The following is a 25,212-nucleotide window of genomic DNA, read 5'->3' as shown; positions in this document are numbered from 1 at the left end:
TTTTTACTTCAAGCCCGGCAAAGAGTTCCGTTTGGGGGCTCTGGAACGATCCATAAAGCCTAATTGTCTATTTGGGAGTTTGATGGGTACGGGCAAGGCCGCGTGCCGCCTTTCCGCGTTGTAGCGGCCGAAAAATGGGCCGCACGCGCCCCTAAGAGACACCAGCTCAGCTGTGAGGCATCATGAACGTCGGTTTTATCGGGCTGGGGCATATGGGCTCCGGCATGGCGGCGAACCTGCTCAAGGCCGGACACGATGTCACCGTCTACAATCGGACCCGCGCGAAGTCCGACGCGCTGGCATCCAAAGGGGCGAAGGTCGCCCTGACGCCCGGGGACGCGTGCAAGGGCGACGCCGTTTTCACGATGCTCGCAAATGACAGGGCGGTCGAGGAGGTGGTTTACCAAGACCACGGCATGCTCGCGTCGTTGAGACAGGGCGCCGTCCATATTTCGTCGAGCACGATCAGCGTCGCCCTGTCGAAGAAACTCGCGGATGACCACGGCGAAAAAGGCCAGCGCTACGTTGCAGCACCCGTGTTTGGTCGTCCGGATGCGGCTGCCGCTGCAAAGATCTTTGTCGTCGCCGCAGGGAAAGGCGAAACTTTGAACAGCGTCTCTCCTCTCCTCGACGCTATTGGGCAAAGGACGTTCACGATTTCCGACCAGCCGGAAGCGGCGAACATCGTCAAACTCAGCGGCAATTTCCTCATCGCAACGGTGATTGAATCGCTTGGAGAGGCGATGGCGCTCGTCGGGAAAGCGGGCGTCGATAAGCATCAGTATCTCGAGGTTCTGACGTCGACGCTGTTCGGCGCACCAATCTACAAGACTTACGGGACGCTGCTCGCCGACGCCAAGTTCCAGCCGGCAGGCTTTGCCGCTCCGCTTGGATTGAAGGATATCGAACTTGCTTTGGCCGCGGGCCAGGAATTGCGTGTCCCTCTGCCGATAGCCAGCCTGTTGCGGGATCGCTTTCTGACATTGCTCGCCCACGGTGGCGACAATCTCGATTGGTCCGCGATCGGTGGGCTTGCCGCAAAGGACGCAGGGGGCGCATAATTTTTCTTTGCATCGCGGCGCTCAAAGCCGGATATTTTGCAACGAGAGAGATAGCGGACGCGGTCGGCGGCTATCGCAATTTTTTTTAAATTCTATTGGCCTTCGAAATTCGGAAGGGGGTCGTGCTCTTCTGATTGTCGGCTTTTCTGCTGAGGCAGTGCTTGTCCATGAGCAGGTCCATCACGATTGCAAAACCCGGCCTTCCGCCGGGCCCCAAGGGCACCCTGATTGGAGGCAACGTCTCCCAGATCGGGCCGCGCCGCGTCGATTTCTTTCTCGATCTTGCGCGGACATATGGCTCCATCGCCAGTTTTCGGGCCGGCCGGTGGCGCCTCTTTCTCGTCAGCGATCCCGAGCTTATCCAGCAGGTTCTGGTCACCGATGCGCGGCACTACGTCAAGCATTTCGGTGCTCGCGCTTTCAAGCCGATCCTCGGCAACGGTCTCGTGACGAGTGAAGGCGAGTTCTGGCTCAGCCAACGCCGGCTCATGCAGCCCGCATTCCTCAAGGCGCAAGTGCTGTCCTACGCGCCGATCATGGCCGACCTTGCGAACGCGATGGTTTCGAAATGGGCTCCCGGACGGGCCGTCGATCTCGAGTACGAATTCAGCGTACTGACAAGCGCAATCGCGCTCAAAACGCTTTTCGGCCTCGATGACCGTGGCAATCACGAAGGCGTCTATCGAAGTCTGATGGAGGCTTTCGATCTCCTGACAGTCCGGCTCGACGCGACTTTCAAATTGCCGATCTCTTTTCCTACTCCGGCCAACATCAAGATACGCCGAGCCATCGCGCGCGTCATAGATCTCATCGATGACTTCATTGCGCGGGGAAGATCTCGTCCGCTTGGCAACGACCTGCTTTCGACGATGATCATGGCCCAGCGCGAGGACGGCTCGCGGATGACCGACCAACAGCTTCGCGATGAAGCGATGACGCTCTATCTCGCCGGTTACGAAACAACGGCGCTGACCCTGACGTGGAGTTGGTATCTGCTCTCCCAGCATCCGAGCGCCGAACGGAAGCTCGCCGACGAGTGGGCCCGGGTACTCGGCGGACAAACTCCGACAGCCAATGACCTCGCAGCCCTTCCCTACACCGCGGCCGTCATCAACGAGGCGATGCGGCTCTATCCTCCCGTCTACGCCATCGGCCGCGAAGCGACGACCGACCTCGAACTCGGCGGATACCGCGTCAAGCGCGGCTATACGATCCTGATGAGCCAATGGGTCAGTCACCGCGATCCAAAATATTTTCCGGAACCGGAGCGGTTTTTGCCGGAGCGCTGGCTCGATGGGTTGGCGACGCGGCTCCCGAAATTCGCTTATTACCCGTTCGGTGGTGGCCAGCGCCTATGTATCGGAAGCCATTTCGCGACAATGGAAGCGGCGATTGTCCTTGCGGCCGTCGGGCAAAAATACCGCTTCACCATCGCTCCCGATGCGGTGATCGATATCAAGCCGCAAATCACGCTGCCGCCCAAGTACGGTATGCCGGCGACGCTCGAACTTCGTTGACGCATTCACGCAACTATCGTCATTCACAGCGCGTCAACTGATATCGCCGCGTCGACAGCCAATCGGGATTTCACACATGAGTGCAAAGGTCGTTGCAGTCACAGGCGGTGCTCAGGGCATCGGCCGTGCCGTCAGCTACGCTTTCGCAGCAGCGGGATATGCCGTCTCGATCGCCGATCCCGCTGAGGATGCCGGCGAGGAAGCGGCGGCGCATATTCGAGAGCTCGGCGCACGGTGCCTCTACGAACGCGCGGACACGTCGCAGGAGATCGACGTTCAGCGCTGGATCGCCCGGACCGTCAAAGATCTTGGTTGTCCGCATGTGCTCGTCAACAATGCGGGCATCCTCGCCAATCGGCCTTTCCTCGAACTTCCGATTGCGGAATTCGATCGCGTGCAAGCCGTCAACGTCCGGGGCACCGTGCTTTGCTCGCAGGCGGTTGCGCGAGAAATGGTGAAACACAAGCGCGGCGGCGCAATCATCAATATCTCCTCGACGCGCGCCTTCATGTCGGAGCCAGGTACAGAGGCTTATACGGCGTCGAAGGGTGCAATCTCCGCGCTCACGCACGGCATGGCGATCAGTCTCGGCCCAGCCGGCATTCGGGTGAATTCGGTAAGCCCGGGCTGGATCGAGACGAGCGACTGGCAATTCTCAGGGCGCGCGAAAGAACCTCACCATTCAAAGGCCGACAACGATCAGCACCCGGCCGGTCGTGTCGGCGTGCCCGAGGACATCGCCAAGGCGTGCCTGTTTCTTGCGGACAGCGCCGATTTCATGACCGGCCAGAACATCACGATCGACGGCGGCATGACTGTGAAGATGATCTACGCATGATTTGAGTGTCTGGGCCCAAAATCGCACCGCAATCTGGGAATATAGAATCACGCAGCGTACAGATCAGGACAGACGCTCGTGACAAACGCCATTATCGAGAACGTCTCGGATACCGCTTTTTGGGTTGCGCATTACCGAAGCATCGAGACTAGGCGGAACGACGCGCTTTTTCGCGATCCGCTCGCGGGGGTCCTTGCGGGGCACCGCGGAAAGTCCATCGCCGACGCCATGCCCCGGGGCTTCATGACGTCCTGGGTCATCGCGATCCGGACGCGCATCATCGACGATTTCATTCACGATGCCGTCGCGCAAGGCGTCGACACCGTTCTCAATCTCGGCGCGGGGCTGGACACGCGTCCGTATCGCATGGACCTCCCCTCCTCCTTTCAGTGGATCGAAGCCGACTATCCGCACGTGATTGCGTACAAGGAAGAGCGGCTCGCGGGAGAAACGCCGCGTTTCAAACTCACGCGCATCAAATGCGATCTGGCGGATGACGACGCGCGGCGGCGGCTCTTTGCCTCGACGAATGCGCAAGCCGGGAAGCTGCTTGTTTTGACCGAAGGGGTCGTTCCGTATTTGAGCCCCGAGCAGGCCGGTGCGCTCGCCGACGATCTGCGAACTCTCGATCGTGCGGCAGGTTGGATTGTCGATTTCTTTTCGCCGGAGCTGATCAAGATGCGCGAGCGGATGATGGCCGGCCGATTGAAGAATGCGCCCTTCCGATTTCAGCCCTCCGACTGGTTCGGGTTTTTCGAAGCGCGCGGCTGGCGTACAGACGAACTGCGCTATCTGGGCGAGGAAGGCGACCGCCTCGGCAGGCCGATCGAGATGCCGCTGCTCGGGAAGGCTATGGTCATCATACAAACGTTGTTCATGTCGAAGGCGCGCAGGGAGCGGTTTCGCAAAGCGGCTGGCTACGCGATGCTTAAGCCCACTTCGAATTAGGTCCGGTTTGAATTGAGGTCATAGCAAAACAAAGCCCCGGCACTGCTGCGCCGGGGCCTAGAGCGGTTCCATCGGACAACCGCACCTTCGGCTCGTCACCAAAGATATTTAAACGCCTCTCCGCAGAACGCTTGCGAGAAGGCCCACAACGATGAACACCACGGCAACCACCAGCAGCAGGTGAGCGCCGGACATCGCCGTGCCCGCTACGCCGCCGAAGCCGAGGGCAGCGGCAACGATCGCTACAATCAGAAAAACGATCGCGTAATAAATCAGATTACCACCCATGTGGTCCTCCATATCAATTTGTTCGGGGATGCAACGCGCGCCGGACTCATCGGGTTCCTTAGGCGCGAAAAAGCAATTTCTGCACCGCAATGGGGAACTTCAAACGCAATACGGGGAAAGCTTCAGCTGACGCCGCTGCAGCGCTAAAGACGGCCTGTAAAGGATCTCCGGAAATCCTCGGACGATAGCTCTTCGAGGACGGCACGCAGATCGGCTGCACGCTTATCGCCAAACGTTTTTTCGAAACGCCGTTGCGCATCGGCCCAAAGCTTGCTCGTCTGCTCGAGCTTTTTCCGGCCGGCCTTTGTCAACGTCACGTGCTTGACGCGGCGATCCTTCTTGTCGGGCACCAAGGCGACGTAGCCATCGCGGATGAGCGGCTTGAGGGTGTGACCCAGCGCCGACAAGTCCATCACGATTTCCGCCGCGAGATCGCGCAGCGCCGGATCTCCCATGATGTCGATTTGGGCCAGCAGGCCGAACTGCGTCGCGCGGAGACCGCTCGGCGCGAGTGCATCGTCATAGACCTGCCCCAGCATGCGGCTGGCGCGGCGGAGCATCGAATTATTGCACTCGCGTGTCATTTGTAACCTCGGTGAAACAATGTGGCGTAACCGCGAAAAAATTTCAAGGCATATGCCACTGTTTTTGTTTGGCTAAATCCTGCGCGGCTGTGGTGAAAGCCTGAACGGTGATAAAAATTCGCTTGATTTCCGCCCCTGCCCGCACTTAATCGCTGGCATATGCCAGTATTTATCCAGGAGATGTTTCATGCTCGGCAAAGTGACCGCGACGACCGTTGCAACGCAGACAATCGAAGGCGCGAACGGCGTTCGCTACGCCTATCGCCGGTTTGGCAATCCGAGCGACGTTCCCCTCGTTCTATTTCAGCATTTTACCGGCACGCTCGATTTCTGGGATCCGGCATTGCTCGACGCTCTCGCGGCCGAGCGCGAGGTTATCATCTTCAACAATACCGGCATCGCCTCGACCAGCGGCACCACGCCGAGCACGGTCCGGCAGATGGCGCGCGATGCGTTGACCTTCATCGACGCGCTGAAACTCAGCAAAATCGACATTCTCGGGTTTTCGCTCGGCGGTTTCATCGCGCAGGACATCGCACTTGCGCGTCCTCACCTCGTGCGTCGTCTCATTCTCGCCGGAACCGCGCCGCAGGGCGGCCCGGGGCTTCATGGTTGGCGGCAAGATATCTATAATGCTACGCATGCGGATAATCCTGGGGCCGGCACCCTGCTCTACATCATGTTCAAGCAGACGCCGACGAGCCAGGCGAAGGGCAACGAATATCTCGGCCGCTTCATGGAGCGGAAGGATCGCGACGCGCCGGGAACACTAGCGACACGCGACGCGCAATACGATGCGGTAGTGGAATGGGGCATACCGGATCACAATAAGTTGCAGCGCCTCGCAGCTATCACCCAGCCGACGTTCGTCGCGAATGGCGACGCCGATTTCATGTGTCCGACGCGCCTCACGCATCTGATGGGCGGTCTCATTCCGCACGCCCAAGTGAAGATCTACCCTGACGCCGGACACGGTTTCCTCTGGCAGCACCATGGAGAGTTCGCCGCCGACGTGAATGCGTTTCTATCAGTGTGAGGAACGCATAAAAATGAAAGCCGAGGCCAAGATGGAAACACTATCGTTCACAGGAAAGCGCATCGTCGTTCGAACACCGCGCGGCGTCGATGAGGTGCTGAACCGGCTTCGCAGCGTCATGGGAACGACCACCGTTCCCGACATCCTGGCCTTGGCGAAGGCACAGCCGAGCGAAGCGGAGTTCGCGCGGCAAACCGAAGAGCGTTTTGTTGGTGAAAGCGGCTTCATGCTGTTTCACGTCATCGATCACAGCGGCTGGCTTCCGATCTACGGTATCGAGCGGCGGTCCGTGCGTTGGATCCTCGGCAATCCGCTGTTGGCGATCACAATGATCCGTCACGACATAACTGCGGGACTTTTTGCGCCCGTCGAGCTGCTGGTGACGGATAATCCCGAAGGCGGAGGCTCGACGATAACGTACGTGCTGCCGTCGTCACTTATGGTCATCGAGGAGAACAAGCCGCTGCTTGATGCGGCGCTCGATCTCGACAAAAAGCTCGCGGCTTTAGTCGCCCACGGCGCCGCCGACTGATTTGTGCGGCGATTGCTGCGGGCATAATCGCTTCGAGTAAAACCCGATTTTCCAATCTTTTCGGGCGGATTCGGCCGACAGCAAGAAAACTGGTTAGCACGTTGAAACCATGACGCCGCGAGCTGGTTTGCTTTGAGGTTGGACAGACCGCAAAGGAGATGACGAATGAAGCTTGCGACTACGGCTGCACTTTTGGGCGCGAGCATGCTCGCGTTCACGGCGACGACGGCATCGGCCGATATCGTCTGCAACGGTGACGGCGACTGCTGGCACGTGAAGGCACGTCATACATACGCCCCGGAATTGCATCTTCGGGTGCATCCGGACGATTGGAAGTGGCGCGAGTCCGATGCTTCGCACCACAGGTGGCGCGAACATGAGGGCCACGGCTATTGGCGTGGCGGCGTGTGGGTCGACTTGTAAGATTTACGAGCTCGCCAAGCGCGCAAAATAAAATGTCATCCTCGGGGTGAGCACGAGGATGACATCAATGTTTCGTCTGCTCGCGCGAAGTTTTAGTTGCCGCTTCCGACAGCGCTCCGCGCAGCCGGCCGGAAGCGGTAGATCACAACGGAATGTTGTCGTGCTTCTTCCACGGATTTTCGAGCGTCTTGTTGCGCAGCATGTTGAGCGCGCGGCAGAGACGTTTTCTCGTTGCTGACGGTGTGATGACCTCGTCGATGTAGCCGCGCTCGGCCGCGACGAACGGATTTGCGAAGCGCTTCTTATATTCGTCGATGCGCGTCTGGATTTTCACTGGGTTGGAAAGCTCTGAGCGATAGAGAATTTCCGCAGCGCCTTTGGCGCCCATAACGGCGATTTCCGCTGTCGGCCATGCGTAGTTCACATCGCCGCGAATGTGCTTCGAACTCATGACGTCGTATGCGCCGCCGTAGGCCTTACGGGTGATGACCGTAACTTTCGGCACTGTGGCTTCAGCAAACGCAAAGAGCAGCTTGGCGCCGTGCTTGATCAAGCCGCCATATTCCTGCGCGGTTCCGGGCAGGAAGCCCGGCACATCGACGAAGGTCACGATCGGGATGTCGAAGCAGTCACAGAAGCGGACGAAGCGGGCGGCCTTTCGCGAGGCGTCGCTGTCGAGAACGCCGGCGAGGACCATCGGCTGGTTCGCGACGATACCGACGGTCGAGCCTTCCATGCGCGCGAAGCCCGTGACGATGTTCTTCGCGAACGCTTCCTGGATTTCGAAGAAATCGGCTTCGTCTACGACCTTCAGGATCAGCTCCTTGATGTCGTAGGGCTTGTTCGGATTATCCGGGATCAGCGTATCGAGCGAGTAATCAATGCGTTCCGGACTGTCGTGGGTCGGAATTTCGGGGACGCCGGCCTTGTTGCTCGACGGCAGGAAATCCATCAACCGGCGCATCTGCAGGAGCGCTTCGAGATCGTTCTCGTATGCCTTGTCGGCGATCGACGACTTCGTCGTGTGAACCTTGGCGCCGCCGAGCTCTTCCGCCGTCACGTTTTCGTTCGTCACGGTTTTGACGACGTCGGGACCGGTGACGAACATATAGCTCGTGTCTTTCACCATGAAGATGAAATCGGTCATCGCCGGCGAGTAGACGTCGCCGCCTGCGCACGGGCCCATGATCACCGAGATCTGGGGAATGACGCCTGATGCGAGAACGTTGCGCTGGAATACTTCGCCGTAACCGCCGAGGGCATCGACACCCTCTTGAATGCGGGCGCCGCCGGCGTCGAACACACCGATGATGGGCGCGCGGTTCTTCAGCGCCATATCTTGAATCTTGGTGATCTTCTTGGCGTGCGTCTCGGAGAGCGAGCCACCCATGACCGTGAAGTCCTTGGCGAAAACGTAAACGACGCGGCCGTTGATCGTGCCCCAACCCGTTACGACGCCGTCTCCCGGAACCTTGGTCTTTTCCATCCCGAATTCGGTGCAGCGGTGCTCGACGAACATGTCGAACTCTTCGAACGAGTCTTCGTCCATCAAAAGCTCGATGCGTTCGCGCGCCGTCAGCTTGCCTTTGGCGTGCTGGGCGTCGATCCGGGCGCGGCCACCGCCCAGACGGGCGTTGTCGCGACGCTTCTCAAGCTCATCGATAATGTCTTTCATGGAACCCCTGGGCTGGCTCGGGAGAAATATGCTGGAACGGCTCTCTAGCATGGCTCCGATGCAGCGCAAACGGTGAGTTGTCGCGAACCCCGGCGAGAGCTTTCGGCGGTCGCCTCAGGCCCGAAATCAGCCGTTTTTCAGGGGTGTGAGGCCGTGTCACTGGCGAGACGGCTGGCAAGATCGGCAATCTTTACCTCAACGAAGCCCGCGCCTCGGATCGGCTCAATCACGATCGCATGCCCTCGCCCGGCCGCCCAAGCCAATGTCGAGCCCACGAAGTCGGCGATCGGATCGGCGATGACGCGCTTCCCGGCCAGCTTTTTCATGTGAGCTTCTGCGTCGGAACGGGTGGAGAAGACGTGCAGCCGTTCGGCTGACCGAGGCTTCTCCGTGCCCGGCGTCAACATGGGGCTGTCCTCCCCGCCAACGTAATAGACCTCGCCTTTTTGGCGGGCGGCCGCGGCGTAGAGAGGCACGGCCTCCAACTTCAGCCGGATAATTAGGTCTCGCGGATCGATCTCGGCCTCGATCGGGTCGGAGACCCAATCGGTCCCGGCGAAGCCTTTCGCCGTCGCGATACCCGGCAGAATATCGGTCACGAAGACTTCGAGCGTGATGTCCTGAAGCTTGCTGTTGCCGGCCAGAGCCTCGGCCCAGCGCTCGGCTTCGATGGGGCTCGACCAGAAGAGCTGGACCGTGCGCCCCGAAACTTTCTGCGACGGAACGGAAGCGTTCTCTTCGTCGGCGAGGGTTAGCACGCGGCCTTCGCCCACCGCCCGGCGGATGAACCGGTCGCGTTGCGCTAGCTCTGGAATGCGCGGCGCATTGAGCATGGGTATCGGTTCCGTCGACCCGAATCAGTGTGGGAAATGTTGGCGCGAAATGCGCGTTAAGAGCAAGCCGGTCTCGCGTGCAACTCGCCGATTGCCAAACCGCGGGCAACCGGCGCGAGGCGTCCGCCCTTGATTTGTAGTCCACGAACCCATAAATAGCTTCGTTCAACAGCTTGGAGTGGCTTGGACGCGATCCGTCGGCCGAGAATCGCGTGACCGAACTACTCATTGTCCTGGGCCTCATCCTTCTCAACGGCCTTTTTGCGCTTTCCGAGCTGGCAGTCGTTTCCGCCCGCCGCCCGCGCCTTCAGGCTATGGCCAACTCAGGCCATCGCGGCGCTCACAGCGCCCTGGCGCTGTCTGCCGATCCCGGGCGCTTCCTATCCGCGGTTCAAATCGGGATCACCCTGATCGGCATCATCAACGGTGCTTATTCGGGCGAGACCTTCGGCGAATACGCATCGGAATACCTGCAAGATCTCGGACTTAGCCGAGCGGTGGCCGATCCGGTGGGGTTCGGCGTCGTTATCGCGGTGATCACCTATCTTTCGGTCATCGCCGGCGAACTGGTGCCGAAGACTTTGGCGCTCCGCAATTCTGAGGGCATCGCCTGCGCAGTTGCGCCCATCATGACGGCGTTCGCCAGTGCCGCGGGGCCGGTGGTTTGGCTGCTCGACAGGTCAACGCGGATGGTCTTTCGCGCTTTGGGACTTTCGCGAGAAAGAGAAAGCCGCGTCACCGACGAAGAGATCAAGACGTTGATCTCTGAGGCCGAAACCGCTGGCGTCCTGGAGAGCGGCGAAGGCGAACTCATCTCGGGCGTTATGCGCTTGGCTGACAGGGCTGTCATTGGCCTCATGACGCCGCGTACGGACGTCGACTGGATCGACATCCACGCGTCCGAAACCGACATCAAAGAGCGGCTGATTTCCACACCGCACTCGCGTTTGCCAGCTGGCGAAGGCTCGACCGACAAATTGATCGGCGTGGTGCAGACGCGCGAACTGCTCGCCGGTCTTCTTGCGGGCAAGGCGTTCGAGGTCGCCGCTTATATCCGCAAAGCGCCGATGATTCCCGAGTCGACGTCGGCGCTCGATGTTCTATCCGTGTTGCGGGATGCGGAAGTGCCGATGGCGCTGATCCACGACGAATATGGGGAATTCGAAGGCCTCGTGACGCCAGCCGACATTCTGGAAGCGATCGCGGGCGTATTCAAATCGGACGCGGAAGGTAATGAGCCGCATGCCGTCGAGCGCGACGACGGTTCGTGGCTCTTGTCGGGGTCGATGCCGGTCGACGAAATGGCCGATAAAATCGGTATCGAACTCCCCGAGAGCCGTTCGTACGAGACTGTCGCCGGCTTTGTGCTGGCGAAGCTGCAGCACATTCCGAAAACCGGCGAACACGTGGACATCTCCGGCTGGCGCTTCGAGGTTGTCGATCTCGACGGCCGGCGCATAGACAAGGTCCTGGCGAGCCGCTTGACACAATTGCGCCGCCGCGCGCCCTAGGACGTCGAAGCCGTCAGCTCCAGGAAGCGGATTGCGGAATCGAATTCGGCCTTGCGGCCGTGGCGTCTCGCTGCGGCTTCCTCATCCTCGCCCCAGACCGAGATCTGGTAATCTTCATCGACGTGCGCGGCTTTCCACGCGGCGTCGGGGCTCAGCCACTGCCGGAACACGGCCAGCGTTATCAATGCCGATCCAGTCAGCGTCGTCAGCACATGAAGCGCCGTCAACCGGAACGCGTCGTGCGGCAAAGCCTTCGAGAATGCGGCGAGCGAGGCTTCGGGCTGGGCAACATGCACGACGCCCGCAACGACCTCGAAATGCGCGGGAAGCGTCGTGTTCGCCCAGGCGACGATCGGGTCCCAGTGCTCGGATTGGCTTTCGAAAAGTTTCGGAGGCATCGGTGCCCGGTAACAGACGAGATCGCTTCCCGCATAAGCGGTGATGTCGGCTGCAACCGCTTCGATCGTATCGACGACCGCATCGATTGCAGTATTGGCGAAGCGCGTCAGCGGCATCTTTGCCGGATCGATAACGCCGGCCTGATCCCGCCATTCGACGGCGATGGCTTCGGCCAGCGCTCGCGTTGGAAGGGCGAGCTGCCGCTTCTTCGGCGTTTTGATCGCGCGGCCATCCAGAAGAACCTGAAATGGCGCAACGTCGCCGACGCTCACATCTTTATAGAAGCGCTTCGGGAGCGGCTTCTTGAGACTATCGGTGATGGGACCGCGGGGGCTGCCCGAAGGGCGATCCGCGCCGGACGCGCCGGCATCACCATTACCGTTCCCGGTGCTCATGCTTCGCACCTTTCAGTCGCGAGTATGTTTTCGATTGCAGTGGGCAGATCCTCGAAGCGTTCGATGATCACATGCGCACCTGCCTGCGTCAGCATGGGAACTTCGTGATAGCCCCAGGCGACACCGATCGCAGCCACTCCCGCGGCGCGCGCCATCTCCATGTCGTAAGTCGTGTCGCCGATCATAACGGTGAGATCGGGCGTCGTGCCGGTTTCAGCCATGGCGCGCAGCAGCATCGATGGATGCGGCTTCGACGGATGATCGTCCGCCGTCTGAATTGTCGAGAAGCTCTCGTGCCAGCCTTCGCGACTGAACAGCCGGTCGACGCCACGGCGTGACTTGCCGGTCGCTATCCCCAAAAGGTGATCGTCGCGCAACGCAAGTTGCGCGATCGTTTCCTTGGCGAGCGGGAACAGGATCTCGGTTTCCGACGGATCGTGCTTCAAATCGCGGAAGGCTGACTTGTAGCGCTCGGCGAGTTCGGCTCGCGTTGCGCGGTCGTGATCGGGCGCAAGAGCTGCAAACGCTTCGGGTAGCGACAAGCCGACGACCGAGAGCGTGGCGGCACGCGACGGGGCGACCAAACCTAGCGATGAGAATGCGTGATCCATCGACAGCACGATGCCAGCCTGGCTATCGACGATCGTGCCGTCGCAATCGAAAACAATGAGCTTCATGGGGGGTATTTAGCGACGCGGGGGCCGCTGTGCAACGTCAGCGATCTTCGGGCGGTATACCCCTGATTTTGGCCAAGAATTTCGCATGTGCGGCGAGGTCCACCGGCCTGTGCCTAATGACCGTGCTGGCTGGGTCCTTGCCGAGATAGTTATCACCGTTCCAGTTCACGGATGGACGGATTGGCCGGGGCGCAAAGCCGCCTCCGCAATTCGGGCAGACGTTGCTAAGGACGTTGTCCACGCACTCCGCGCAGAACGTGCATTCGTAAGAGCAAATCCGCGCTTCTGTCGCCTCGGGCGGCAACGCTCGATTGCAATGCTCACAAGCCGGTCTGAGCTCTAGCATCCGACCACCTCTACGCGACCAGCTTGCCGATCTTGGCGAACGTGCTGAGGCACATCCAAGACGCCAAGCTGGCCTCGAGCTGCTTGCTTCCTGTGATGACGAGCTTATTTGCCTCTCGAGCCTTGCCGAACGTCGTATAACCCATCCAGACCTCGGTCATCGTCCTCAGATCGGTCGACAGGTAAAGATCGACGTCGAAACCCGGATCGACCCAGCACAAATCGACGGGCTTTCCCGGCTCGACAATCAGCCACCAATTTCGCTGCGCCTCGCGTTGATCTTTGAACATGACCTGGATCGTGCTCCGCCGGCGCGGCATGGGCTTGGGATCTATGCGGCGGCGCATATCCCACATCAGAAGATTGGGATCGAGATTGGCCAATGACGTTTCGGTCTCGATCCACCTTTGCCCCCAAGCGCCGACAGCTTCGATGACAGGCCGCAGATCGCTTCCCGCCTTGGTCAAGCGATACTCAAACGTATCCGGCTCGCCCGGCACTTGAACGCGCGACACGATACCCGCGGCTTCGAGGTCTTTCAGGCGCTTCGAGAGAAGTGCAGGCGACATCCTTGGCACGCCGCGCCGCAACTCGTTGAACCGCGTCGACCCGACGACAAGCTCGCGAACAAGAACAAGAGTCCAGCGGGAGCCAAGGATCTCCGCGGCCATCGCAACAGGGCAGAACTGATTGTAGCTCGTCTCGGCCATGGGTCGCTCCCTGACGCAGCTTCGGGCGCCAAAGTACGCGAGGTGTACCCGCCACGCCAGTTCAGGATCTGTACTGGTGTGATTCAGTTCGTGAACTAGCTGCTTCGTCAGTGAACGTGAAATGTCCGGTCATGCGGCGGGACAAATCCCCAAAGCGCCGCCCAACTGAACATTCGAAAAGGAACCATTATGCCACTCATCGATATCCAGCTCATCGAAGGCGTCTTCGACAAGAGCCAGAAGCAGGCCATGATCAAGAAAATCACTGATGCGATGGTCGAAATCGAAGGTGAGGCCATGCGCGGCGTAACCTGGGTGCGCGTGCACGAGGTCGCAAGCGGAAACTGGGGCATTGGCGGCAAGGGCCTGACAACGGCGGACGTGAAAGCTCTGCAGGCTCAAGAGAGATGACGGCGTCGAGGCTCCAGGCAGCAAACCAAGCGTCCGGAGCCTCGCATGCTTTTCGATTTACTCGAACTTCTGCGCGTCGAACCCGAGAAGGTCCCACGTCCTCTGCATATGCTCGGGGAGAGGCGCGGTGACGTCGATCGTTCCGCCTCTCGGATGCGGAATGACGAGACGGCGGGCATGCAGGTGAAGTTTCTTATCCATATTTTCCGCCGGCATATCCACGTCGCCTTCGTACTTGTTGTCGCCGACGATCGGATGGCCGATGAGATGCATATGCGCGCGCAATTGGTGTTGTCGGCCAGTCACGGGTTTCAACGAAACCCAGGATGCTTTCCGCGCGGCGCGATCGATGACCGAATAGTGCGTCGTCGCGTGCATCGCGACTTCCTGCTCGCCGGGGCGCGCCTTGCGAACCTTGTCGCCGTCGGGGCCTGAGGCCTTCACCAGCGCGGCTTCGATTTTTCCCTGGGGCGGCTTCGGCACGCCCTTCACGAGCGCCCAATACGTTTTCGCTGCGGAGCGCGTCTGGAATGTGCGCCCGAGCTTCGCTGCGATGTCGCGCGATTTCGCAACGAGCAGCACACCCGTCGTATCGCGGTCGAGGCGATGGACGAGGCGCGGGCGTTCGCCGCCGAAACGGTCCGCCATGCCTTCGAGCATTCCGTCGATGTGCTTCTTCGTGCCGGTGCCGCCTTGCACGGGCAAGCCGAACACCTTGTTGAGAACGAGCACATGCTCGTCCTCGAAGATGATCATCTTCTCGATGATGTCACGGTCGCCCTTGGAGACGCCCGGAGGCGCCCGCAATCCGGTTACCTGTTTCTTGGGCTGGCGGACGACGGCGGGCACGCGGATTTCCGATCCGGAGCGCACGCGGTCGTTGGCTTGGGCGCGTTTGGAATCGATGCGAATTTGGCCGGAGCGCAAAAGCTTTTGCAGATACGTGTAGCCGACTTCCGGGAAGTGCACGCGGAACCAGCGGTCGAGGCGCATATCGTCCTCGCTATCGGCGACGCGCAGTGTCTCGACCTTGGCAGATGCAGTGGTCATGCGAGCACCCATCGTGCTGTCGCAAGTCCGGCGAAAATCGCAAACAGGCTCAAAACCACGGACGCCAGAACATAGCCGAACGCTGCGGTCATGGTGCCCCGTTGATAGAGCGTCGCGAACTCGAGCGAGAACGCGGAGAATGTCGTGAATCCGCCGAGGATGCCGGTGGCGAGGAAAGTTCGCATCTCGTTCGAGGCATCGAAACGGAGCGCAAGCGTCTCGATCAGCGCGCCCATCAGGAACGAGCCGACGATGTTGATCGTCAGCGTCGCCCATGGAAATTCGATCAGGCCCGCGTGGGCGAACACCCGATTAATCAAAAATCGAAAGCCAGTGCCTATCGCACCGCCTGCCGAAGCAAGAAGCAGTAATCTCATACGGAATCCCAATAACAGATAAGGGTCCGTATAGCTCTGATGGTTTCGCATAGGAAGAGCGGCATCCTGGACGGGGTTAAACCGCATATCCCGAAAGATGGCCGATAGCGGCGGTCAAGGCCATCGCCAGGGCGCCCCAGAACGTGACGCGGGCGGTGGCGCGCCAAACATTTGCGCCGCCGATGCGGGCTCCGACCACGCCCAGCGCCGCAAGGCATATGAGCGAGGCGACGGTTACAATCAGCGTCACGCGGCCGCCGGATGCGGCAATCGCGGCCAGCAGCGGCACTGAAGCGCCAACAGCGAATGACGTCGCCGAGGCAAGGGCAGCGGTGATCGGGCGGGCGACCGTCATTTCTGAAATACCAAGCTCCTCGCGCGCATGGGTGCCGAGGGCATCGTGGGCCATGAGCTGCTTGGCAACCTGGCGGGCGAGCGCAGGCTCGACGCCGCGTTTTGCGTAGATATCGGCGAGTTCTTGCAGTTCAAATTCCGGCTGTTCGACAAGCTCCTTGCGTTCGCGCGCGAGGTCGGCTCCTTCGGCATCGGCCTGTGAGCTGACGGATACGTACTCGCCGGCCGCCATCGAGAGAGCGCCCGCGACGAGCCCGGCGATGCCCGCAATTACAATCGCTTTGGGCGAGGAATCGGCTGCCGCGACGCCAGCTATCAAGCTGGCGGTCGAGAGTATGCCGTCGTTCGCGCCGAGCACGGCCGCGCGAAGCCAGTTCATTCGTTCGACGACGTGCTGTTCGGCTACGGCCACGGCTTGCTTCGCTTCCATTTCCGAGTCCAGGGCTTTGGATTACGTGCGGGTGTGGGGGCCGCACCATCCCGGCAAATAGGCGGCATCGGGACTCTTGGCGAATTCGAGGGATTTCTGCAATGCCGTTTCGAAATCGTCTTTTGCCGTCTTGGCGTCGACCCGGCGGCGCAGCGCGTCGGCCCAGAGAAATTCGCTGAAGGGCGTCGTATCCTTGGCGTAGCCACCCGCGAACCGCAGCTCGCCCGCCAAACTGCGATAGGGATCGTCTACGAGATCGGCAACGCTTTTGGGTAGAGCCGTGCGGGGTTGGCGCTGGCCGTCGGCATCGAAGGGATGCATCCAGCCCCGATTGTCCATGAACGTCCAAAACTCATCCTTCTCAAGTGCGCGGAGATCGGCGACCGGCGAGATCAGAATCTGCTCGACCTTTTCTTCGTACAGGGCGCGCGCAAGATGGTGATGATCGACGACGTAGTAGCGGCCTTTAGGCCCGCGAACGACGGGGATCATGTGACGGCCGAGAAATTGGCCCGACTTCGTTGGCGCGAGGCCGCGCCAGTCCTGACGCTTTTGCTCCACCTCCCGCATACCGACGGTCATTTGCGTTGGACGAAGTTCGGAGATTGTAATGGGGTGGAGCGTCGGCGCCGGGGATTGAGACGCGGTCGTGGAATCTGCTTGAGCCATCTTGACCATCCAGAATGCAGCCGGAAGTGAAGCTTCGACGAAAAACGTATTATAAGAAAATCACAGGCAGATATCGCCCAGTCCTTTGCTTGTAGCGGAATTCGACCGCTAACGGACTTACCAAAACTTAAAGATCGACCTCAAATCTCGGGCCGATGGAACGCTTCATCGGGTTTTTAATTATTTGTTCCGTTCGGCTCTGAGCTTCGCCCAGTAGTCGAGACGCTTCTTGATCTCGCGCTCAAAACCGCGTTCGGGCGGATCGTAATACTGCGGGCGCTTCCGGAACTCGTCAGGAAAATAGTTCTGGCCCGAGAAGGCGTCCGGCTGATCGTGATCGTAAAGGTAGTCGGAGCCGTAGCCCTCCTCCTCCATCAGCTTCGTCGGCGCATTCAGGATCGTCTTTGGCGGCGCCAGCGAGCCGTGCTCCTTCGCCGCCCGCATCGCAGCTTTGAAGGCGACATAGTTGGCGTTCGATTTCGGCGCCGTCGCTACGTAGATGACCGCTTCGGCCAATGCCAGCTCGCCCTCGGGGCTGCCGAGAAAATCGAAAGCGTCCTTTGCCGCATTGCAGACGACGAGCGCCTGCGGATCTGCAAGGCCGATGTCCTCGACCGCCATGCGCACCAAGCGGCGGGCGAGAAAGAGACGGTCTTCGCCGCCATCGAGCATGCGGCAAAAATAGTAGAGGGCGGCATCCGGATCTGATCCGCGCACGGCCTTATGCAAAGCCGAGATCAGATTGTAGTGGCCTTCGCGCGACTTATCGTAAAGCGGAGCGCGGCGCTGCACGAGCTTGACCAAGGCTTCGCGGTCGAGCGGCTTGGCCTTCGCCGGTGCGGCGGCGAATACGTCCTCGACGAGATTGAGAATGGCGCGGCCGTCGCCGTCCGCCATGCCTTTCAGCGCGTCTCGGGCATCGTCGTTCAGAGGGAGCGGGCGGCCAACCTCGGTCTCGGCGCGAGACAGGATCGTCTCGAGGTTCGCATCATCGAGCCTGTTCAGCACCAGGACGTTGGCGCGCGACAGAACAGCGGCGTTGAGTTCGAACGACGGGTTTTCCGTCGTTGCGCCGACGAGCGTGATCGTGCCGTCTTCCATGTACGGCAGGAAGCTGTCCTGCTGCGAGCGGTTGAAGCGATGGATCTCGTCAATGAAGAGCAGCGTGCCTTTGCCCTGCTCGCGCATCATCTTGGCGCGCTCGAACGCTTTGCGAAGATCGGCGACGCCCGAAAAGATCGCGGAAAGCTGCTCGAATGCGAGCTTTGTTTCGTTGGCCAGAAGGCGGGCGATCGTCGTCTTGCCGGAACCCGGCGGTCCCCAGAAAATGAGGCTCGGGACGCGGCCGCTTTTCAGCATGCGCGTCAGCGTGCCGTCGGGCCCGACGATGTGGTCCTGGCCGACGACCTCTGCGAGCGTTTTCGGGCGCAGCCGGTCGGCAAGCGGACGCGGCGCGCTTTTTTCAAGTCCGGCAGCTTCGAAGAGATTGGCCATGCGGGGTTTATATATGGCCGCCGGGCCGCCGTCCAAATGGCAAAGCTGTCGCTCCACCACGGATCAAACCGTCCTAATCGCGCACTGCGACGTTGACGGTCTTTGCGGGGCCGGAGCTCGAGCCGGAGAGGTCCGTTACCTGGACGTTGAACCGGGCCTTCTGAGCATCCGAGCCGTCGTGCGCGAAATAGACGACGCCCCTCTCCAGGTCGGCCTGGGAGAAGGAGCTGACCGGAAGCTTCGGGTTGCTCGACAGCGCCAGATAGCCGCCGGCGGCGTTCGAGATTTGAAAATGCAGATCCTCGGGCTTGTCGTCCGGATCGAGGGCGTTGAGGTCGGCCGTCGTGATACGGACCGCGCCGCCCTTCGGAACGGTGAGATCCAGGTCGCCGCCGATCGTCGGGGGAATGTTACGCACGTGTGCGGATAGCTCGCCGCCCTCTTCCATCGACAGGCGGCCGTATTTAATTTTTCCGGCGGCGTGGCCTGTGCTCTTGATCTGGATGAGTTGCTGAACCCGCACATCGCCTTGGATGTGCCCGCGGATTTCGGCGGTGTCGGAATTGACGGTTCCGAAGAGCTGGCCGCCTTCCTGTACAACGACTTCGGACGCGGAAACCTTGCCCTCGACGTAGCCCCAGATTTCGACTTTCTGGCCGCCGCTCTTGACCTCACCCTTGAGGACAGCGCCCTCGCCGATGATCAGCACACCACGATTATCGGCCATCGGCGAACCCCCGTTACGCAAACTACTCTTTATCGCGGCATCGCCGCCCGGGCACCGTCGGCCATGAATTTGTCAGCTTATCGACGGACCGGGCCGTCGATAAGCCACACGGTTAACGAAACCTTACCGTGACGAGGGTTCTGTTCGGCACTTTCAGGCAGCGCACTTGTTTCAGCCGGGCACCTGGAGCTGCAGGACGCGCTCGCCGCGTTTGACCGAGATTTGCCATAGCCGTTTGCGGGTCGAGAGGGCCTTTTCCGCTTCGTCGACGTTGGCGATCTGATCCGTGCCGATTGCGGCGATGATGTCGCCCGGCTTGAAGCCGAACGTCTGGGCGGTCGATCCATCGCGCACGGAAGTGACGACAACGCCCTCCGACTGGTCGATCCCCAATTCGTCGGCGACCGACGGCAGGATATTCGAGATTCTCGCGCCATCGAGCGGATGATTGCCCGACAGGTTTTTCGCGTCGTCCTTGCCGGGCTTCGGCGCGCCGACGAGCGGCAGATTGACATCGACCGGCTTGTTGCTGCGCAGGACGGTCAGGCGGGCGCTCTGGCCAATGCCTTTCGTGGTGAGGCGATAGTAGACGCCGCGCGCGTCGACCACTTCGACGCCGTCGACGGCGGTGATGACGTCGCCCGCTTCCAGGCCGGCGTCGGCTGCAGGGCCCTTATCGTAAAGGCGGGTTACGACGGCGCCGGAAACGCGGTTGAGGCCGAGGCCTTGGGCGATGTCGTGGGACATGGCTTCGAGCTTCGCGCCGATCCACGGCCTTTCGACTTTCCGGCCTCCGGCTGCGCTGTCCGCGTAGAGGCGTACCAGGTTCGACGGGATCGCGAAGCCGATGCCGACGGAGCCACCCGATTGCGAATAGATCATCGTATTGATGCCGACGAGGCGGCCCGACATATCAACGAGCGCTCCGCCCGAGTTGCCCGGGTTGATGGCGGCGTCGGTCTGAATGAAGACTTGGCTATCGGATTGTCCAACCTCGGAGCGCGACAACGCCGATACGATGCCGCTCGTCACAGTCTGGCCGACGCCGAACGGGTTGCCGATCGCCAGCACCAGATCGCCGACCTCGAGGCTGTCGGAATCGTCGAAGCGAAGATAGGGGAAGCTTCCTTCAGCGCCGTCGATCTTCAGGACGGCAATGTCGGCTTTCTCGTCTTGAGCGATAACCTTTGCATCGAACTCGCGCTTGTCTGCCAGCGCGACGCGAATCGCCGTATCGCCGCCGCCCTTGATCACGTGGGTATTGGTTACGATCAGGCCCTCGGGACTGACGATGACGCCGGAGCCCAGAGAACTCATCACCCTTTCCGACGGACGGCCTAGCGCCCTGCCGAAGAACTGACGGAAAAAGGGATCGTTGGCGAACGGGGAGTCGAACGTCTGGACGCGGGTTCGGACATAGACGTTGACAACTGCGGGCGCCGCTTTTTTCACGATCGGTGAAAAAGAATACTGCGCGGCTTCGCGCGAGGGTGGCGGCAGCTTCTCCTGGGCAAAGGAGACCTCGGCCGGACTGAAGAGCTTCGGCGCGACACTCAGGCCCAAGATGGCTGCGGCGCAAACCAGAACGAGGTTTTTCATAGTCATCGATGAGTTCTTCCAGGTGGGAAACGTGGTGGTCAAATATCGCGCGGCCCTGATCTAGTTCAATCAGCCGGGAGAAATATGTCCGGGAGCCCGGCTAGATCAACTTGAGTTCTCGTAATGATCGGATCGCGGCCGTTGCGGCCTCGTCCGCAGGTCGCAGGTCGAGGCCAAGGCCCTTCCTTGCATTCTCGTTGCTGTAAGCCTTTTGCTCGCCGAGCTCGGGGAGAACTGTTCGCATCCTTTTGTCGACGGTGGAAAGGGCCCGCACGGCGAAATCGGGAAGCTCGAACTTCGGGACCTTGGAGGCGAGATCCGGCAACTCGCGCGCCACGATCCGGCCAAGCCCGTAAAGGCTCATCTGCCCTTCTCCGATCAGATAGCGGTTGCCCTCCGCCTCCGGCGTCAGTGCGCCTTTGACGTGCGCTGCGGCCACATCCCGCACGTCGGCAACCGGGAAACTGATCCTCGGGACGGCCGGATAGAGGCCCCGCGCCATGACGCGATAAAGCTCGTGCGACGTTGAAAGATCGCCGTCGAGCGCGGGCCCCTGCACGAAGCTCGGATTGATGACGACGAGCCCGGGGGCGCCAGGCTCGGATTCTGTGAAATCCCAAGCCGCTTTTTCGGCGATCGTCTTAGACTTTATGTAGGGCGTGAGATCGCGGCGCGTTTCATCCGTGACGTCGGCTTCCGAATAGATGTGCCCCTTGGGAACATCACTCGGATAGAAGATCGCAACCGTCGAAGAGGTCAGAACCACGCGCCGGACGGCGCCTCGCGTCGCGGCCTTCAACACGCGCAAGGTTCCGTCGACTGCCGGACGGATCACCTCTTCCGGATCGCTCGGCTGGGCGATCGGAAACGGCGACGCCGTATGAACGACGATTTCGCTGCCGGCGACGGCTTCATCCCAGCCGCCGTCCACTGAAAGGTCGGCAACGATAAATGACACCTTCTCGGGATCGCAGCCGAGCTTGGCCACCGCGCGACGGACTTCGTCCGCCTTCTCCATGCTCCGAAGCGTTCCCCGAACCGCGAAGCCGCGCCGCAGGAATTCGGCGATCGTATATTTGGCGATGAGGCCGCTTGCGCCGGTGACGACGACCGGAGGATTTGCTGCCATCCGCAAGACACCTATCGGCCGCCGGTGCGCCCCGTGCGCTCCGATCTATCGGATAATGTTGCAGAATGCGCCCGAATGGCAAGGGCAACAAAATGGCCCTGGAATTTCGGTTTCAGGCGCTGCCCTGCCCGGGACGCAACCCCGGCGGGAGCGCGTCACACGCCTGCAATAACAGGGGTCTTAGTGTGCGCCTCAGCTGAAGAGGGCACATCGTTGCGCGCATCGCCTGCAGACTAAATCCCGCGCCTGCGATCCGATCGCGCCAGAGCCCTCAAAGCAAAACCCCGGCGCTTTCCAGCGCCGGGGTTTTTAAAACTGGGACGAGCTTACGAAGCTCAGTTTGAAGCGGCCTGCTCGGCGAGCATCGCTTCGTGACGAGCCTTGTCCTCGGCGCCCTTCACGCTCTCGTCGCGATCGACGAGTTCTATGACGGCGCGGGGCGAGTTATCGCCGTAACGGAAACCGGCTTTCAGCACGCGCGTATAGCCGCCGTTGCGGTCTTTGTAACGCGGTCCGAGAATGTCGAAGAGCTTCTTGACCATGTCTTCATCGCGGAGACGGGCAATTGCCAAACGGCGCGAGTTCAAGTCGCCGCGCTTCGCGAGCGTGATGTACTTGTCGACGACGCGCTTCAGGTCTTTCGCCTTCGGCAGCGTGGTGACGATCTGCTCGTGCTTGATGAGAGCTGCGGCCATGTTCGAGAACATTGCCTGACGGTGACCGACGTGACGGCCGAAGCGGCGGCCAAGCTTCTTGTGTCGCATAGTGTCTTCTTCCTTACATTGTTGGCCCGCGGCACATGCCGCAAGGCTTGTATTGACCGTCGGCCTTCGCCATCCGGTTCGGCGCGGGAGGTTCTATGGCCTCACCTTCGCCTGTCTTTGATTGCGCTCGGCGACTCTCGTTCCGAGAGCCGGCCGCCGAGCGCAGCCATTCTTAGTTTGCGTTCGGCTTAGTTTGCGTTCGGTGTCTCTCGTTCCGAGAGTTAGCCGCCGAGCGCGGTAGTACTTAGTTTGCGGCTAGCGACTCTCCTCCGGAGAGCCGGCCGCTAGGCCCGGTAGTGCTTCAGTACTGGTCTTCGAAGCGCTTCGCCAGCTCGTCGATGTTGTCCGGCGGCCAGTTCGGCACTTCCATGCCGAGGTGAAGACCCATCGTCGCCAGGACTTCCTTGATCTCGTTCAGCGACTTCCGGCCGAAGTTCGGCGTGCGAAGCATCTCGGCTTCGGTCTTCTGAATGAGATCGCCGATGTAGACGATGTTGTCGTTCTTCAGGCAGTTCGCGGAGCGAACCGAAAGCTCGAGCTCGTCGACCTTCTTGAGCAGCGCGGCGTTGAACGCGAGCTCCGGATGACGCTGCTCTTCCTGTGCCTTCTTCGGCTCTTCAAAGTTAATGAAGACCGCGAGCTGATCCTGGAGAATACGGGCTGCGAGAGCGACCGCGTCCTCAGGACGGATCGAGCCATCCGTTTCAACAACCATCGTCAGCTTATCGTAGTCGAGGATCTGACCTTCGCGGGTGTTCTCGACCTTGTAGGAGACCTTCTTGACCGGCGAATAGAGGCTGTCGACCGGGATCAGGCCGATCGGCGCGTCCTCGGGACGATTGCGGTCGGAGGCAACGTAGCCCTTACCGATGTCGGACGTGAACTCCATGCGGATCGCTGCGCCCTGGTCGAGGTGGCAGATCACGTGCTCGGGGTTCAGAACTTCAACTTCGGATGATGCTTCGATGTCGCCGGCGGTGACGGGGCCTGCGCCTTCCTTCTTCAGGACCATGCGCTTCACGCCTTCCGAATGGATGCGGAGCGCAATTTCCTTGATGTTGAGGATGATGTTCGTCACGTCCTCGCGGACGCCCGGAACGGACGAGAACTCATGCAGCACGCCGTCGATCTGCACGGTCTTGATGGCGGCGCCCTGAAGCGACGACAGCAGCACGCGGCGCAGCGCGTTTCCGAGCGTCATGCCGAAGCCGCGCTCAAGGGGTTCTGCTACAACGGTCGCGATGCGTGAGCGGTCGCGGCCGGACTGAATTTCAAGCTTCGACGGCTTGATCAGATCTTGCCAGTTCTTCTGGAGAACATTCACGAGAAACCTCGTTAGTTTTGCGCGGACGGGGGAGCGGGCCGCGGAATCTCTTGGCGGTACTTATTCACAAGTGGCAGCGCGCCGAGCGGTCCCGGCGCGCGCAAAATTTCGTTTATACGCGGCGGCGCTTGCGCGGGCGGCAGCCGTTGTGCGGGATCGGCGTCACGTCGCGGATCGAGGTGATCTGGAAGCCGACAGCCTGGAGCGCGCGGAGTGCCGATTCACGACCCGAACCCGGACCGCAAACCTCGACCTCGAGTACCTTCATGCCGTGCTCCTGGGCCTTCTTGCCGGCATCTTCGGCGGCCATCTGAGCGGCATACGGCGTCGACTTGCGCGAGCCCTTGAAGCCCTTGGTGCCCGAAGACGACCATGCGATCGTGTTGCCCTGGGCGTCCGTGATGGTGATCATCGTGTTGTTGAACGACGCGTTGACGTGTGCGACGCCCGACGTGATGTTCTTCTTCTCGCGCTTCTTAACTTTGCCGCGTGCTGCCGCTGCTTCCTTGGCCATTACCGTCGTTGCTCCATGCCTCGTTCAAGCGGAGGCGTAAATCGTTGAGCGCGCCAGATGGCGCGCATGAAATCCGTTGGTGACGAACTACTTCGTCGCCTTCTTCTTGCCTGCAATCGGAACAGCCTTGCCCTTGCGGGTGCGAGCGTTCGTGTGGGTGCGCTGACCGCGTACGGGCAGGCCCTTGCGGTGACGGAGGCCGCGGTAGCAACCGAGGTCCATCAGACGCTTGATGTTCGTCTGGACTTCGCGGCGAAGGTCGCCCTCAACCGTGTAGTCGCGGTCGATCGCTTCACGGATCTGCAGAACCTCGGCGTCGGTCAGCTGGCTGACGCGGCGATCGGCCGGAATGCTGCACTTCTCGCAAATCTCTTTCGAGAATTTCGGGCCAATGCCGTGGATGTAACGAAGCGCGATCTCGACGCGCTTACCCGTTGGAATGTTGACGCCTGCGATGCGGGCCACTTTAGTCTCCTGCCTTTAAATCTCGAGCCGATTAACGATGCCGTTTTTGACGAATTCTCAAGTGCAAATAGGCGCAACGACCGCAGTACCGGGGTTTCGTTCCCTGGTCCGGATCAAGTTGAGCCCTAAAAGA

29 protein-coding genes are annotated in these 25,212 nt (G+C 60.6%); 9 read left to right on the top strand and 20 right to left on the bottom strand.

Going from position 1 to position 25,212, the window contains the following annotated elements; genetic code table 11:
• Nucleotides 1-182: 182 nt before the first annotated feature.
• The 4 genes from AC1DK3_RS07140 to AC1DK3_RS07125 all read left to right on the top strand — a co-directional run bounded on the left by AC1DK3_RS07140 (nucleotide 183) and on the right by AC1DK3_RS07125 (nucleotide 4,364).
• Entirely contained in the window at nucleotides 183-1,061 is an 879-nt protein-coding gene (locus AC1DK3_RS07140; RefSeq protein WP_477191548.1) for an NAD(P)-dependent oxidoreductase, read from the top strand.
• Nucleotides 1,062-1,228: 167 nt separating this feature from the next.
• Nucleotides 1,229-2,578 (top strand): cytochrome P450, encoded by a 1,350-nt coding sequence (locus AC1DK3_RS07135; protein WP_477191547.1) that lies wholly within the window; start codon nucleotides 1,229-1,231, stop codon nucleotides 2,576-2,578.
• Nucleotides 2,579-2,654: 76 nt separating this feature from the next.
• On the top strand, nucleotides 2,655-3,416 hold the full coding sequence (locus AC1DK3_RS07130; protein ID WP_477191546.1) for a glucose 1-dehydrogenase: 762 nt from the start codon (nucleotides 2,655-2,657) through the stop codon (nucleotides 3,414-3,416).
• 78 nt (nucleotides 3,417-3,494) lie between these two features.
• Nucleotides 3,495-4,364 (top strand): class I SAM-dependent methyltransferase, encoded by an 870-nt coding sequence (locus AC1DK3_RS07125; protein ID WP_477191545.1) that lies wholly within the window; start codon nucleotides 3,495-3,497, stop codon nucleotides 4,362-4,364.
• Between the two features lie 108 nt (nucleotides 4,365-4,472).
• Here AC1DK3_RS07125 and AC1DK3_RS07120 read toward each other — a convergent pair whose 3' ends face one another.
• Nucleotides 4,473-4,652, bottom strand: a complete 180-nt coding sequence (locus AC1DK3_RS07120; RefSeq protein ID WP_092868114.1) for a DUF1328 domain-containing protein — start codon at nucleotides 4,650-4,652, stop codon at nucleotides 4,473-4,475.
• Nucleotides 4,653-4,795: 143 nt separating this feature from the next.
• The gene (locus AC1DK3_RS07115) at nucleotides 4,796-5,236 is read right to left on the bottom strand and encodes a MarR family winged helix-turn-helix transcriptional regulator (RefSeq protein ID WP_477191544.1); all 441 of its coding nucleotides are present in this window, start codon (nucleotides 5,234-5,236) and stop codon (nucleotides 4,796-4,798) included.
• A 187-nt stretch (nucleotides 5,237-5,423) separates the two neighbouring features.
• On the opposite strand from AC1DK3_RS07115, the gene AC1DK3_RS07110 reads away from it, so the two are divergent.
• From AC1DK3_RS07110 to AC1DK3_RS07100, 3 genes are all read left to right on the top strand, one after another.
• Nucleotides 5,424-6,272, top strand: a complete 849-nt coding sequence (locus AC1DK3_RS07110) for an alpha/beta fold hydrolase (protein WP_477191543.1) — start codon at nucleotides 5,424-5,426, stop codon at nucleotides 6,270-6,272.
• 13 nt (nucleotides 6,273-6,285) lie between these two features.
• Complete coding sequence (locus AC1DK3_RS07105; RefSeq protein WP_477191542.1) at nucleotides 6,286-6,804, top strand: DUF302 domain-containing protein; 519 nt, start codon at nucleotides 6,286-6,288, stop codon at nucleotides 6,802-6,804.
• 165 nt (nucleotides 6,805-6,969) lie between these two features.
• Entirely contained in the window at nucleotides 6,970-7,227 is a 258-nt protein-coding gene (locus AC1DK3_RS07100) for a hypothetical protein (protein ID WP_477191541.1), read from the top strand.
• Nucleotides 7,228-7,369: 142 nt separating this feature from the next.
• Here AC1DK3_RS07100 and AC1DK3_RS07095 read toward each other — a convergent pair whose 3' ends face one another.
• Both AC1DK3_RS07095 and AC1DK3_RS07090 read right to left on the bottom strand, forming a co-directional pair.
• The gene (locus AC1DK3_RS07095) at nucleotides 7,370-8,902 is read right to left on the bottom strand and encodes an acyl-CoA carboxylase subunit beta (protein ID WP_477191540.1); all 1,533 of its coding nucleotides are present in this window, start codon (nucleotides 8,900-8,902) and stop codon (nucleotides 7,370-7,372) included.
• 137 nt (nucleotides 8,903-9,039) lie between these two features.
• Complete coding sequence (locus AC1DK3_RS07090; RefSeq protein ID WP_477191539.1) at nucleotides 9,040-9,735, bottom strand: DUF2750 domain-containing protein; 696 nt, start codon at nucleotides 9,733-9,735, stop codon at nucleotides 9,040-9,042.
• A gap of 212 nt (nucleotides 9,736-9,947) precedes the next feature.
• Here AC1DK3_RS07090 and AC1DK3_RS07085 point away from each other — a divergent pair, with 212 nt between their 5' ends.
• Nucleotides 9,948-11,246 (top strand): hemolysin family protein, encoded by a 1,299-nt coding sequence (locus AC1DK3_RS07085; protein WP_477191538.1) that lies wholly within the window; start codon nucleotides 9,948-9,950, stop codon nucleotides 11,244-11,246.
• Here the strand turns inward: AC1DK3_RS07085 and AC1DK3_RS07080 are convergent.
• The 4 genes from AC1DK3_RS07080 to AC1DK3_RS07065 are packed head-to-tail and all read right to left on the bottom strand — an operon-like array spanning nucleotide 11,243 to nucleotide 13,772.
• The gene (locus tag AC1DK3_RS07080; RefSeq protein WP_477191537.1) at nucleotides 11,243-12,040 is read right to left on the bottom strand and encodes an ATP12 family chaperone protein; all 798 of its coding nucleotides are present in this window, start codon (nucleotides 12,038-12,040) and stop codon (nucleotides 11,243-11,245) included. The two genes, AC1DK3_RS07085 and AC1DK3_RS07080, sit on opposite strands and share 4 nt — an antisense overlap.
• Nucleotides 12,037-12,717 carry an HAD-IA family hydrolase gene (locus AC1DK3_RS07075; RefSeq protein WP_477191536.1) on the bottom strand — a complete coding sequence of 227 codons (681 nt, stop codon included), beginning with the start codon at nucleotides 12,715-12,717 and terminating at the stop codon, nucleotides 12,037-12,039. Before AC1DK3_RS07075 ends, AC1DK3_RS07080 begins: the two co-directional genes overlap by 4 nt.
• A gap of 37 nt (nucleotides 12,718-12,754) precedes the next feature.
• Nucleotides 12,755-13,063, bottom strand: coding sequence for a DUF1272 domain-containing protein (locus AC1DK3_RS07070; protein ID WP_477191535.1), 309 nt, complete (start codon nucleotides 13,061-13,063; stop codon nucleotides 12,755-12,757).
• Nucleotides 13,064-13,073: 10 nt separating this feature from the next.
• Nucleotides 13,074-13,772: a winged helix-turn-helix transcriptional regulator gene (locus AC1DK3_RS07065; protein ID WP_477191534.1), complete on the bottom strand. Its 699-nt coding sequence runs from the start codon at nucleotides 13,770-13,772 to the stop codon at nucleotides 13,074-13,076.
• 189 nt (nucleotides 13,773-13,961) lie between these two features.
• Here AC1DK3_RS07065 and AC1DK3_RS07060 point away from each other — a divergent pair, with 189 nt between their 5' ends.
• A complete protein-coding gene (locus tag AC1DK3_RS07060) occupies nucleotides 13,962-14,183 on the top strand; it encodes a tautomerase family protein (RefSeq protein ID WP_477191533.1) in 222 nt (73 codons plus the stop codon).
• A 57-nt stretch (nucleotides 14,184-14,240) separates the two neighbouring features.
• Here the strand turns inward: AC1DK3_RS07060 and AC1DK3_RS07055 are convergent, their stop codons facing one another.
• From AC1DK3_RS07055 to rpsM, 12 genes are all read right to left on the bottom strand, one after another.
• Nucleotides 14,241-15,233: an RluA family pseudouridine synthase gene (locus AC1DK3_RS07055; protein ID WP_477191532.1), complete on the bottom strand. Its 993-nt coding sequence runs from the start codon at nucleotides 15,231-15,233 to the stop codon at nucleotides 14,241-14,243.
• Nucleotides 15,230-15,610, bottom strand: coding sequence for a fluoride efflux transporter CrcB (crcB, locus tag AC1DK3_RS07050; protein ID WP_477191531.1), 381 nt, complete (start codon nucleotides 15,608-15,610; stop codon nucleotides 15,230-15,232). The genes AC1DK3_RS07055 and crcB overlap by 4 nt, the downstream gene beginning before the upstream one ends.
• 76 nt (nucleotides 15,611-15,686) lie before the next feature.
• Nucleotides 15,687-16,394, bottom strand: a complete 708-nt coding sequence (locus tag AC1DK3_RS07045; protein ID WP_477191530.1) for a VIT1/CCC1 transporter family protein — start codon at nucleotides 16,392-16,394, stop codon at nucleotides 15,687-15,689.
• Between the two features lie 21 nt (nucleotides 16,395-16,415).
• Nucleotides 16,416-17,063, bottom strand: coding sequence for a ParB-like protein (locus tag AC1DK3_RS07040; RefSeq protein WP_477191529.1), 648 nt, complete (start codon nucleotides 17,061-17,063; stop codon nucleotides 16,416-16,418).
• Between the two features lie 180 nt (nucleotides 17,064-17,243).
• Nucleotides 17,244-18,557, bottom strand: coding sequence for a replication-associated recombination protein A (locus AC1DK3_RS07035; RefSeq protein ID WP_477191528.1), 1,314 nt, complete (start codon nucleotides 18,555-18,557; stop codon nucleotides 17,244-17,246).
• Between the two features lie 73 nt (nucleotides 18,558-18,630).
• Nucleotides 18,631-19,284, bottom strand: a complete 654-nt coding sequence (locus AC1DK3_RS07030; protein WP_477191527.1) for a cadherin-like domain-containing protein — start codon at nucleotides 19,282-19,284, stop codon at nucleotides 18,631-18,633.
• A gap of 171 nt (nucleotides 19,285-19,455) precedes the next feature.
• A complete protein-coding gene (locus tag AC1DK3_RS07025; RefSeq protein WP_477191526.1) occupies nucleotides 19,456-20,889 on the bottom strand; it encodes a Do family serine endopeptidase in 1,434 nt (477 codons plus the stop codon).
• Nucleotides 20,890-20,983: 94 nt separating this feature from the next.
• Entirely contained in the window at nucleotides 20,984-22,012 is a 1,029-nt protein-coding gene (locus AC1DK3_RS07020) for an NAD-dependent epimerase/dehydratase family protein (protein ID WP_477191525.1), read from the bottom strand.
• 335 nt (nucleotides 22,013-22,347) lie between these two features.
• Nucleotides 22,348-22,776, bottom strand: a complete 429-nt coding sequence (gene rplQ / locus AC1DK3_RS07015; RefSeq protein ID WP_339084476.1) for a 50S ribosomal protein L17 — start codon at nucleotides 22,774-22,776, stop codon at nucleotides 22,348-22,350.
• Nucleotides 22,777-23,077: 301 nt separating this feature from the next.
• Nucleotides 23,078-24,100: a DNA-directed RNA polymerase subunit alpha gene (locus tag AC1DK3_RS07010; RefSeq protein WP_291166452.1), complete on the bottom strand. Its 1,023-nt coding sequence runs from the start codon at nucleotides 24,098-24,100 to the stop codon at nucleotides 23,078-23,080.
• Nucleotides 24,101-24,212: 112 nt separating this feature from the next.
• Entirely contained in the window at nucleotides 24,213-24,614 is a 402-nt protein-coding gene (gene rpsK, locus AC1DK3_RS07005; RefSeq protein ID WP_045835898.1) for a 30S ribosomal protein S11, read from the bottom strand.
• Nucleotides 24,615-24,701: 87 nt separating this feature from the next.
• Nucleotides 24,702-25,079 carry a 30S ribosomal protein S13 gene (gene rpsM / locus AC1DK3_RS07000; protein WP_477191524.1) on the bottom strand — a complete coding sequence of 126 codons (378 nt, stop codon included), beginning with the start codon at nucleotides 25,077-25,079 and terminating at the stop codon, nucleotides 24,702-24,704.
• Nucleotides 25,080-25,212 lie beyond the last annotated feature (133 nt).

This window comes from Hyphomicrobium sp. 01T421 (genome assembly GCF_056398805.1).
Note: the sequence above shows the minus strand (reverse complement) of the source record. Positions and strands in the feature narration are given on the sequence as shown.